General features: G+C 38.2%; 11 protein-coding genes. 2 read left to right on the top strand and 9 right to left on the bottom strand.

Annotated features, from left to right (window positions below; translation table 11 throughout):
• Window positions 1-167: 167 nt before the first annotated feature.
• The 8 genes from SLH51_RS21665 to SLH51_RS21695 form a co-directional block, all read right to left on the bottom strand.
• On the bottom strand, window positions 168-1,988 hold the full coding sequence (locus tag SLH51_RS21665; protein ID WP_335963619.1) for a glycoside hydrolase family 127 protein: 1,821 nt from the start codon (window positions 1,986-1,988) through the stop codon (window positions 168-170).
• Between the two features lie 6 nt (window positions 1,989-1,994).
• Entirely contained in the window at window positions 1,995-2,129 is a 135-nt protein-coding gene (locus tag SLH51_RS21670) for a hypothetical protein (protein ID WP_335963620.1), read from the bottom strand.
• A gap of 7 nt (window positions 2,130-2,136) precedes the next feature.
• The gene (locus tag SLH51_RS21675; RefSeq protein ID WP_390184015.1) at window positions 2,137-3,084 is read right to left on the bottom strand and encodes a U32 family peptidase; all 948 of its coding nucleotides are present in this window, start codon (window positions 3,082-3,084) and stop codon (window positions 2,137-2,139) included.
• Window positions 3,085-3,092: 8 nt separating this feature from the next.
• A complete protein-coding gene (locus SLH51_RS21680) occupies window positions 3,093-5,291 on the bottom strand; it encodes a dihydroxy-acid dehydratase domain-containing protein (protein WP_335963622.1) in 2,199 nt (732 codons plus the stop codon).
• Between the two features lie 102 nt (window positions 5,292-5,393).
• The gene (gene arfA, locus SLH51_RS21685; RefSeq protein ID WP_335963623.1) at window positions 5,394-6,896 is read right to left on the bottom strand and encodes an arabinosylfuranosidase ArfA; all 1,503 of its coding nucleotides are present in this window, start codon (window positions 6,894-6,896) and stop codon (window positions 5,394-5,396) included.
• An 84-nt stretch (window positions 6,897-6,980) separates the two neighbouring features.
• Window positions 6,981-7,238 (bottom strand): DUF6171 family protein, encoded by a 258-nt coding sequence (locus SLH51_RS21690; protein ID WP_335963624.1) that lies wholly within the window; start codon window positions 7,236-7,238, stop codon window positions 6,981-6,983.
• A 44-nt stretch (window positions 7,239-7,282) separates the two neighbouring features.
• Entirely contained in the window at window positions 7,283-7,441 is a 159-nt protein-coding gene (locus SLH51_RS24570; protein ID WP_390184014.1) for an alpha-L-arabinofuranosidase C-terminal domain-containing protein, read from the bottom strand.
• A 251-nt stretch (window positions 7,442-7,692) separates the two neighbouring features.
• Entirely contained in the window at window positions 7,693-8,679 is a 987-nt protein-coding gene (locus tag SLH51_RS21695) for a LacI family DNA-binding transcriptional regulator (protein WP_335963625.1), read from the bottom strand.
• A gap of 270 nt (window positions 8,680-8,949) precedes the next feature.
• Between SLH51_RS21695 and SLH51_RS21700 the strand changes: the two genes are divergently transcribed.
• A complete protein-coding gene (locus tag SLH51_RS21700) occupies window positions 8,950-10,320 on the top strand; it encodes an MATE family efflux transporter (protein ID WP_335963626.1) in 1,371 nt (456 codons plus the stop codon).
• A gap of 230 nt (window positions 10,321-10,550) precedes the next feature.
• The gene (locus SLH51_RS21705) at window positions 10,551-11,318 is read left to right on the top strand and encodes a LysM peptidoglycan-binding domain-containing protein (RefSeq protein WP_335963627.1); all 768 of its coding nucleotides are present in this window, start codon (window positions 10,551-10,553) and stop codon (window positions 11,316-11,318) included.
• A 62-nt stretch (window positions 11,319-11,380) separates the two neighbouring features.
• Here SLH51_RS21705 and SLH51_RS21710 read toward each other — a convergent pair whose 3' ends face one another.
• Window positions 11,381-12,112 (bottom strand): hypothetical protein, encoded by a 732-nt coding sequence (locus SLH51_RS21710; protein WP_335963628.1) that lies wholly within the window; start codon window positions 12,110-12,112, stop codon window positions 11,381-11,383.
• Window positions 12,113-12,123 lie beyond the last annotated feature (11 nt).

Genomic DNA, 12,123 nt, shown 5'->3' on the forward strand with positions numbered 1-12,123 from the left:
ATGAAAGGATTTCAATGACGTCAGCAACTACTGTTGGTTGAGCTTATTGAACTTTTATTGGTGCGAAAGTTGAGTTACTAATATTTCTTATTATATAATAATTTCGTTGAACGACTCGGGCTCCTTTAAGAAATCATATTTTTTTATTATGAGATTATTTCTCACGGTTATTGTTCTTTAATCCACACAACCATTTCTCCTTCTCCTCGATTACTCCAGGCATAATAAGGAATCGCTTTAATTTCTTTCGGTACTTTCTGATAAGAGTTGGTAGTATACAGTTGATCTTGTACTTGTGTTCTATCTGTCTGTAGTGCCTGACCTGTAAGTATTGTAATCCCATTTAGTAGGTCTGGTTCATGCTTAGCAGTTAGTTCTATGTCACCTGATAGAGTGACATCTTGTAAATTACTACCGTTATCCGCTTGTTCTAAGCAATACACAATTGGTCCACGCTGTAATGCTACTTTTCCAGCATTTTCTCTTACTTCTGGATGAGAACGTACTACTTCGACCGGCATCTCAAAGTTTAGATTTACTTGATCCCCTTGTTTCCACTCTCTTTGAATTTTTGCATACCCTTTTTCAACTGTATAGGTTGTCTTCTCCTCGTTTACCATAATCGTTGAATCCTTACACCAGCCAGGAATACGGACGGCAAGTGTAAAAATAGATAATTGTTCAGTTGAAATAGTGATGTTTACATTCCCTTCCCACGGGTAGTTTGTTTCTTGTTTCAAACTAATGTTATGGTCATTTAACGTAAATTGAGTTTCACCGCCAATATAAAGGTGAACATAGGCTTCATGTTCATTCGACGAATAAATATACTGACCTAATGAAGCTAGTAATCTAGCAATATTTGGTGGGCAGCAGGAGCAACCGAACCATTGTTGTCTCGTTGTTTTCACCGTTTTCATGTCTTCACGATGATTTGCTGTATGCGGCCATACTTCAAGTGGATTTACGTAAAAATAACTTTTCCCATCAAGAGAAATTCCACTTAGAGCACCGTTATACAATGCTCGCTCCATAATATCAGCATATTTCCCGTCTCCATCTATTTGGACCATTCGCTGTGCCCAAAAAATCAGGGCAATTGCAGCACATGTCTCTGTATAAGCTCTGTCATTTGGCAAGTCATAATCAACCGTGAATCGTTCTTGATGAGCAGATGAACCGATCCCACCTGTCACATACATTCGCTTATTGACGGTATTTTCCCAAAGTTTCCTAGATACGTCTAGCAATTGTTCATCCTGTAATTCAGCTGCTAAGTCGGCTATTCCACTATATAAATATACGGCACGCACAGAATGACCTTCAGCAGTCGTTTGTTCTCTTATCGGTTGATGCGCTTGGAAATAATCATAGTTTATAAAACCCCAACGGTCTCTTCCCTCACGTTCTGCTGCTTCTACATCAAAATAATGCGGGTCTTTTTGACCACGTTCTTCTATAAAAAATTTGCATAGGTCTAAGTACTTTTGATCATTTGTTACACGATATAACTTCATTAGAGCAAGCTCTATTTCTGGATGTCCAGGATACCCACGTTTCTTTCCATCTTCAGGACCTAAAACGCTAATAATATGATCAACTAAACGGCTGACAATCTTAATCACTTTCTCTTTTCCGGTTGCCTCGTAATAGGCCGTTGCGGCTTCTATTAAATGACCAGCACAATACAGCTCATGATCATCTTTTAAATTTGTCCATTTTTTATCTGGATGGTTCACGGAGAAAAATGTATTTAAATAGCCATCTGACTCTTGTGCTTGTTCTAGCAGGTCAATTACATCATCCATCACTTGTTCCCATTTCTCATCATTTTCAACTGCAAGAGCAAATCCTACTGTCTCCATCCATTTGTATAAATCACTATCTTGAAATACCATCCCGTAATGTTTTCCTTCTTTCTTTCCTGCAGCAATTTCAAGATTAGCAATTGTATGACTTGGTTCTGCACCTGGAATTTGATCATTCAATGCATTTCATTGGTACGGGATGATTGCTTCTCTTACGAGAGTCTGCCATTTCGACCAAAATGGATCAATAATTTTCACTTGTTTTAACCCCACTGGCTTCATATTCATACGTAATGCTTGTACTTTTTTTATGTGAATCAACTCCCACCTATGATTTAATTGTTACTTTCGGCACACCTAACCCTTCCGCTCCTCTTTTGGACGTACTTAAATATGGCGAATACCGTTTAATCATGTCAAGACCTAGTTTTGCTCTACGTACCCTTTCACGGCATAACTTCATGGACGTGTCTTCTAAGTGAGTTCCCGAAGGATAAATGTTCGGTGAATTTCTCAATCCAAATTTAATATAAACTGGAGCGGCCACACGAATAATTTCAGGGATTTCATAATGACGAATATACCCACCAATGTCATCTGGTGCTTCGACATAGATATCGATTGGAATGTCCACGACTTGTCTAATCGCCGCTAAACGGGCAAGCGTTAAATCCGTTGGAACATTATAAGTATCTGCTCCCATTTGCTCAATCAATCTGATTGAAATCGGATTGGATTGAGCCATCTGCACGGATATTTTCACAACTAAATCATCAGGGAGCTCCCCTGCTTTTTTGGCTTCATTTACTAGCCATAATAATCCCTCATCAGCCACTAAGATGCTACGAATTCCTTTTTGACAAGCACGTTTCACATCTTCTAGAGCATAAACTAATTGATCCATTCCTTGCGAACGCAAACCGGCAATTTTGCCTGCACTTGCATGCTGCATCGGCGTGATATCCCACGAGCCTCTTGGACCAACAAATAAACTCACTTCCAAATTCTCATCACGACCTATTTGTGCCATTTCCTCTAGTTCATCATCAGTTAACAGCATGATTCCACTTCCTTGAGACACGCGATGAATATCAACTTCGTATTCTTTACAAGCATCAATCACAGCGCGAAAAGAATTAGGTCCTTCTACACTCGGGATTTCAACTCTGTACTCGGCACCATCTGGAAAACGTTTTGTTGAGCTCGGTAAGTCATGGCAATCACTACTTGGCAAGCCTAATTTTTCGATAAACCGTCTTGATTTCTCCATATTCATTTACCTCCTTATGCTTTTGTTGGATCCTTACTAATAAGGACTTCCGTTTTATAATCATGAGTGGCATCTTCAGCAACTGGTAGAGGAACCACACCATTTGCAGCATCTGTGTGACCAACCAAACGGTTGCTTGGTGCAATGTAACGTTGACGTTCTCGAATGGTTTTCATTCTTTCTTCTCCAAGACCTTGACGCTTATCTTTTATATGAGAAAAAGCAAAGACTAGTTCACCATTGCGACAGGCGTCCTGATCAAGACATTGAATTTCTTTTTCTCTTAAGTTTAAATAAAGCAAATCCCCTGTTTTTAAATATAAAATTCCTCCACCTTCGTAAGCTTCAGGCGTCATGTGACCAATCGCAGCGCCATATGACACACCGGAGTACCGCCCGTCGCTAATTAACGTTGCTAAACGTCTTAACTTCCGGTTCGCATTAATGTGTTGCATCGGGGTAAACATCTCAGGCATCCCGAACGCAACTGGACCTTGACCTGCAATAATGATGGCAATTTTCATCACATCCTCATTCACCATCTTCTCAAAAAGAACATCATAAGAGTCCTCATTCCAATCCTCGTATAATGTTCGGTCATTTTGATAAATTGTAGCTAACAAGTCTTCATGTGAAAATTGTTTCGCTTCTCTGATTTCTTCCAATAGATTCGAGTTTAACAGGTTCTTATTTGCCTCTTGCTCATTTTCATAATAAAGACAGAGGGCTACCTTTTTATCAAAAGCATCTAATTGTTGCGTAGCCATTCCGCTAATTTTCACAACCGCACTCTCAAAGAAGTTTCCTGTTAAGACATCAACACCACTAAATGTCCTTCGTGGTTTCGACAAAATCACAGGATTGTCTCTCACATTTGATGCTGGCAGGTTATCTGTCCTTGCAAGCCTCTTTTTCCACGCTTGACCTGTTACAGTTGGTGCATCGGCATCCATTGGGACACCGTTTTCAAGTAACTCGTAAAAGACCGTTTCCATTCCACGGCTTTCATTATTGCAGCACTGCATCGCGAGTGAGAAAATATCCCGCCCTTCCGTTAAGCTATAATTGAACAAATCTGGGATCGGATGTTCACTGTGGATGTTTTGAACGTCCCATAAACTAAACCTATATCCGCCATAAAGCATTCCAGCAACCATATGCATCATTAAATTGGTTGATCCACCTGTTGCGCTGTGGATACGGATTGCATTACGTATATTTGCCGCTACAATATTCGAAACACCAAATACTGGATTATTAATTAAGGAAGCCAAACTGTCAACAGCTTCATTCACTTCCCTCTGTTCAGGAGGGGCAACAAGTAATTCTAGTGCTGGATGAACAAGACCCATTCCAGCTACAAGGTGTCTAGAACTATTTCCTGTCCCATTAAACGCACAGACCCCTCCTTGTCCATCGCATGTAGCAACAGCTAACCTTTTTTCATAATCCTTATGACGTTCATGCGAGAGGATACCTCTTTCTCGCGCACGTTCGAGAACACCTTGGAAGGCAGTGTTAGATGAGCATTGTAAAATATAGGCCATCGCATCTCGCAAATCATAGGCGATATCGTCTGCCCCTTGTTTTTCTGCGTCAATCGCTACATCCTCTAAGTCTTTCATTAATTCAACAGGTATCGTCCCACCTTGCAGAACATGAGCTGGTGCAAACGTTGCAAAAAAAGGGGCCTCCCCGCGCGATCTACGTAAACGGTCTAAATGAGCAAGTGCACTAACAACACCAAGTGGCTGTTTATCACAGCCCTGGATAACAAATGCCCCGTGGTAACTATGAGATTCAAGCTGATTGACAACCATTTGAGCTACGGCATTTCGACTTTGAAGTGAGTAACTCATCCCTTGATTGTTTTGCGCGGTCCCGTCACACATAACAGGAGTCGAAAAATAAAAAGGAACACCCCCATTTTGCCAAATACGAATCGCTGCTCGTGCAGACGTTTGGAAATCCATAATATGGGCTGGATGATCTGAAGAACCTCCAATGATTGCAATTCTAGGAGCATTTTCTTCAAGACGATTATAGATTTCCTCTAAAGACCAATCCGGAGTATCCCCTTCATATGTTGGACCTAAGATTTGTTTTGAGCGATCAAGAAGCCCTGCAACGGTAATCGGCTCGTTCGCTTTCCCTTGGACATTATCGCGATATGGGTTTATATGACTTTCAATCTTTGGAAAGATCCGTTTCATTATTACCTCTCCTTTCTAATTCGTAATGCTGTCAATGATTAATAAAAAATTGAGAACAACGACAATTCACTCGATGTTCTCAATTTTTTCTACATGGCTGATTTATTTTGCTAGTCTAATCACATTCCAAGAAAGCTTTGATAGGGCTGCTGTTACCGTACCGCCATCTTCTTTTGCGGTTCCGTTACGATGAGGAACCACATTATCACGTGTTACTTGATTCGTAGCCTTTACATCATCATTCTCTAATACGAGATGTTCAACTACTTTGTACCCTTCTAAACTTCTAACATCACATTCTAAATACAAAGTTTCTGTTTGATGACGGTTTACTGCAAAAATAGTAGCCGTCTCGGTTTCTTCATCATGTACAACAACTGTATCTAAATAAGGAACATCTGTAAAATCCTTACTATCATATTTTGGTGATGAAACAATCGAATGAAGCGCAACTCCTCGCCCAAAAACAGATGCGTGCATATATGGATAGAAAATCGGCTGCTTCCAAGCTTCTCCACCCTTTTCTGTCATGATTGGTGCAATGACATTTACAAGCTGAGCTAAGCAAGCAACTTTCACGCGATCGGCACGCTTTAACATGGAGATTAGCATACTCCCAACTAGTAAAGCATCTTCAAATGTATAGATATCTTCTAGTTGAGGTGGGGCAACTGCCCATGGTTCAATCTTATTGTCAGCTTCATTGGAATGGAACCATACATTCCATTCATCAAATGATAAATTAATTGTTTTCTTGCTGCGTTTCTTCGCCTTCATATAATCAGCAATCGAAATAACAGAGTAGATAAATTGATCCATATCTAACGATTGAGCCAGATAGTTTCCTAAATCATTATCTCGGTTCCCATAATACGTATGTAGTGAAATATAATCTACATGGTCATACGTATGGTCAAGTACGGTAGCTTCCCATTCTGCAAAGGTAGGCATACGACGATTAGAACTACCACAAGCAACTAATTCAATAGACGGGTCAACCCATCTCATCGCTTTTGCTGTTTCTGCTGCTAAACGCCCATATTCATCTGCTGTTTTATGTCCGATTTGCCAAGGCCCATCCATCTCATTTCCTAAACACCAAGTTTTGATTTTATGGGGGTCTTTATACCCGTGGGAGATTCGCAAATCACTCCAATAAGATCCAGATGTATGGTTACAATATTCTACTAAGTTACGCGCAGCATCGATTCCGCGTGTTCCAAGATTTACTGCCATGTTCACTTCTGCATCAATTTTTTTCGCCCAGTCCATAAACTCATTTGTTCCAATATGATTTGTTTCCGTAGTTCTCCATGCTAAATCTAAACGTCTCGGACGTTCTGCAACCGGCCCAACGCCATCTTCCCAGTTATATCCTGAGACAAAGTTTCCACCTGGATATCTTACTAGAGGAACCTTTAACTCTCTTACCATTTCAATTACATCTTGACGGAATCCTTGTTCATCTGCAGATGGGTGATCAGGTTCATAAATTCCTTCATATACAGCTCTACCTAAATGCTCAATGAATGAGCCGTAAATCCGCTCATCAATTTTCCCAATTTTATACTCTTTATCAACAGTCATTTTTGCTTTTAGATTCATATCGCATCTCCTTATTAATCATGTACGAACGGATTTTTTTATAAAGATATACCTTGCAATCTACTATTTTTTCGAGTCTCTCCCTTACCATTTAGGACTTCCAGGATATGGACAGCTTTTTTCAATCAACTTCGCCCTATGGGAAACTATAGCTCCTGAATACATACATGTTGTCCCATATTGAAGTGATGGACAGCGCTTACAAATTTCTAATCTTCTTTGATAGAGTTCGTCCTTTACCACTTCTGGGAGATCCAGCTCTGGATCCGAATAGTAAATAACTGGTTCGTCAGATACTGTGATATTTCCTGCACATCCCTTACAATGATTTAGCGCTTTCAAATTCTCGCACCCTTCCTTATTTATTTAGCTGACAAGGAAACGATTTACATCGGAGGTAATTGGATGAATAATTGATTATTTTCAATACCGAAATCAGTGAAATCGACTGATTTTACATTCTCTGGTTTTTCAAATGTGTTATGAGCATCGACGCTCGTAGCTGTTAAAATTCTCCCGTTAAAATTTAAACGCTCGATTTCCAAACCACGAATATCTATTGCTATACTGGAAGTACAGGAATGTTTAGTTGTTTTAAAGCTTCTAAAACATCGTTTCGAATATCATTTGTATTAGGAATTTCTGAGTCTTCCCTACCTTCGTGTACGTACACGAAATTTTTTAAAAAATTTAAGAAAAAAAAACGAAGAACTCATACAATAACAACATTACGTGTACGTACACAATATCAGGAAAATAAAAAAACGTCAATAGTAATTATAGAATTTTCAAACTTTTAAATCGATTCCCCTCTGACAATTTTATAATCGAGTAAAGGAGTTGATAGGTAGGCATCCTTTTCAATTTTATGAATCATACTCTTAACTGCTTTTTCCCCTATATCCACAATAGGATATTGAACCGTTGTCAAACGAGGCGTTATATACTTTAGCATATCAATATCATCAAAGCCCATCACCCCAACGTCAGTAGGAATCGAAAGCCCTCTTCCTTTCAAATAATTCATCACTTCAAGGGCATACAAGTCACAGGAACAAACAATTGCTGTTTTTTCGGTTTGATTAAACGTTATTCCCTCTAATGCATCAATATATTTTTTATCTCTTACTACGAGAGGTTGATTTTCTATATTATTTTCTCTTAATCCTTGCAGGAAGCCTTCTAATCTTTCTTCTTGTGTATAAATATTAGATACTCTTTCAAATGCTAATGGTGGACTCACATAAATGAACTTTTTATAGTTTTTCTTTACAATGTAATCAACGGCATCCTTCATTGCTTCTCGTTCTTGTATTCCGATATACTCCCAATCACTAGAAATATAATTAAAAATAGTAATAATCGGAGTATTAAATTTTTGTAAATAAGAGTTAAACTCATTTCCTTTATTCACCGTAAATAAAATGATTCCATCTACTTTCCTACTTACTAAATATTCAATACATTTCTTCTCATTCTCAGGATTTTTGTCAGTAAGCGTAATATAGACAAAATATCCTTGTTCACGAGCCTTAGACTCAATCGCATTCATCAATTGCGCAAAGGAGCGATTATAAAGGTCAAATAATACGATCCCTAACGTCATCGTTTTTCCCATAACGAGACTTCTTGCAGTGTAGTCAGGTCGGTAATTTAATTGTTTAGCTACCTCTAAGATTTTTTGCTTGGTCCGCTTATTTATCCCGGGTCGATTATTTAATGCACGGTCTACCGTCCCAGCTGATACACCGCATACCCTTGCAATATCTTTGATTTTTACCATTCATTGGCTCCCCCTATCCTATCCCATTTGACTTAGTTACATTATAGTTTATTAAAGGATAAATGTCTTTTCATTTGAATTTTTTAACTTTACACTTTTATTTTTGTTTTGTGTTTCCACACTTACTCTTGATTTTCTATTAATCTGTATTAACATAATAGGAATAAAAACATTGTTCATCCAGTAAACGAAGAGGTAACATTGAAAGCGTTTTAAAAATTAATGATATGTTCTAACTTAACGTTGAATTTATCAATTTAGGAGAAGACTATGAATAAATCTGAAGTGCACAAACTCTCTCTCTTTGCGATTACTTGGCCTATTTTCATTGAATCTTTTTTGCATATGACTCTACGGACAGCTGATACCTTTATGCTAAGTAAAGTATCAGATGATGCAGTTGCAGCAGTGGGCGTTTCCAATCAAATCGTCATGTTGTTGTTTTTCCTTTTTCAAGTAGGTGCTACAGGAGCAGCCGTTGTGATTGCACAGTATCTCGGAGCAAAAAAATATAGTGAAATTCGAAAATTCACCTGGACTGCGATATCGTTTAATTTTTTATTTGGACTGCTGATTAGTTTAACCATGGTTATATTTAGCAAAACTTTTTTAGGATTTTTTAACTTGGAACCAGAGCTGTTTGACCAAGCAAGAATGTTTTTATTAATAGTGGGTGGCGGTCTATTTTTACAAGCGATGATGCTTACCATATCAGCTATTATTCAGGCCCATGGTTTTACAAGAGACACCATGTTTGTAACAGTTGGAATGAATATTATAAACATATTCGGTAACTACGTCCTCATTTTTGGAGCACTAGGATTTCCTCAATTAGGGGTAACCGGAGTGGCTATTTCGACGGTCGTTAGTCAGTTTCTAGGCCTTAGTATTAACTTTATCTTGTTATTTAAACGGGTAGACGTTAGGCTACATTTCAAGGATATGATCGATTGGCAAAAGGATCGTTTTTATAAAATTTTAAGTGTTGGAATCCCCTCAGGAATTGGCCAGCTTTCATATTCAATGAGTCAAATTGTCACAACCGGATTTATTGTCGTACTTGGACCAGAGATGTTGACCACTAGAATTTATACGTTAAATATATTACTTTTTATTATTGTTATCTCTATTTCATTAGGTCGTGGAACCCAAATTATCGTTGGACATATGATCGGAGCCGGTGATTTCGAAAAAGCTAATAAAGAAGCTTTAAAAAATTTACGATTGAGTATGCTGTTGTGCCTAGGTGTAGCTCTTATTTTGGTTCTTGTCCGCGAACAAGTGATGGGACTTTTCACTGAAAATCCTTTAATTATTTATACTGGAGCAACCTTGCTACTCATGGGCGTTATTTTGGAGCCCGGAAGATGTTTTAATATTGTTCTTGGTCAAGCGATTCAAGCTGCAGGTGATGCAAGGTATTTAATGATGAGTTCGATTATTACTATATGGGGTTTTAGTGTTCCGATGTATTATTTACTAGGCATCCACTGGGGATTTGGATTAATCGGCATTTGGATTGCCTTTATTGCAGATGAATGGTTAAGAGGATTAATTTTATATAGGCGTTGGAAAAGTCGAGCTTGGGAGAAAAAAGTACTCGTTCAACAAGAAAAAAACATTTCAAAAGTTACAGGTTAGTAAAAAAACCGCTCTCTGTCATTTACAGAGAGCGGTTTTAGGTTACTGCGCTTCATTTTCATCCTCCATAACTCTTTAACCACTCCACTAAATCCCCATACTTGTCCACACTTTCCCACACCGCTGTTACATCTGTAATCAAATTGTTACTAGCTTGTTCTTTGTCTGGTGCGGGTTAAATGATAGAATCACTTCAGTAAGTTACATAATGAATTTGGGAGGTAATCTATATGAAAAGGCACATCGTTTCATTAGTAACCGTAGCCGCTATCGTTGGTACATTCAGCTTTGGGATGAATGTATCAGCTGAAGAAGTAGTTGTTCAAAAGGGAGATACATTGTGGTCAATTGCCAATAAAAATAATGTAGAAGTAGAAGAATTAAAAGAATGGAATGGTCTTTCTAGCAATTTAATTCTTATCGGGGATCGTTTAACTGTGTCAACTGCAGAGCAGTATTCAATAAAAAGTGGAGACACACTGTCATCAATTGCATCACAATATGACGGAGTTTCTACTAAGAATCTGCAGGATTGGAACCAAATTGATAATCCAAACTTGATAGTGACCGGGGATATTCTAACAGTCTATAAAAGTGGAAGTAAGTCGACTACTGATGATGCTCCAGTAAAAGAAAAGCAAGTACAGCAAGAAGAGCCTGTACAAACAACAACAGACGAATCTACTACAGATACAGACGAGAATGTAGCAAAAGAATTAACGATGACAGCAACAGCGTATACTGCATCATGTAATGGCTGTTCTGGGATAACAGCCACAGGCTTAAACCTACTAGACAACCCTGACAAAAAAGTAATATCCGTTGATCCAAACGTTATTCCACTCGGGTCAAAAGTATATGTTGAGGGCTACGGAGAAGCAATAGCTGGGGATACTGGCGGCGCGATAAAAGGAAACAAAATCGATTTATTTATCCCAGAGAAACAAGATGCTATTAATTTTGGGGTACAAGAAGTAAATGTAAAAGTGTATAAATAATAATAAGGAAGAAAGAACCAATTGACTCACATTGATTTAATTGGTTCTTTCTTTTCACTACATTATTCCTGTTTACGAATTGCTACTTGTGGTTCGCCGTAGAACTCAATTGTGATATCATCTTCATATTCTACCATCCACAATCCCTCACCTTGTTTAAAATACAAGGTTTTTTCTCCTGCACGAACAGGATATAACATATTTGAACTGTGATTAAAACTAACCTCTGTCTCTTTAACTTGCTCATCATATAAAAAGTAAAGTTCCTCTTGTGGTTGAATGTTGTCAACCATATATTCAACCATCTCTTCTTCCCAGTTAGCATGCGATCGAATGGCTTCGATGTTTTCAAAATGCTCACTATCTTCAACAACTGTTCGAATGATTGAAATTTTATTATCTTTTTGTTCAAAAAGCTGATATCTTGTTGTAGCATGAGCTTGGTGACCATATCCTAAAATGTACTCGGTTGTTTCACTATGAAAAAATGTTTTCCCTTCACTTAAATATCCACTATGCTCTAGCTCATAATTAGTAAAAACCTCGTAGTTTTCTACCGGATTCACTTCAGGATTAAAATCATTGTCTAATTCGTTGTTACTAGCTTCTTCATGCTGATTTTCATTTTCACTACTCTCCCCTTCATCGATTACTTGACCTTCCTGCGGTTGTTGGTTAGGTTGCCCTTCATCCCCTCCTTGTTGCATAGGTTCTTCTCCTAAGCCTGTAATAACAAAGAAAGCAAATAAAAAGACTGCAGCTACTCCTCCGAGGCCAATTATTGCTTTTTTCATAAACCTTCCTC

It is taken from the genome of Halalkalibacter kiskunsagensis (assembly GCF_037027555.1).
Classification (GTDB): Bacteria; Bacillota; Bacilli; order Bacillales; family Bacillaceae_D; genus Halalkalibacter; species Halalkalibacter kiskunsagensis.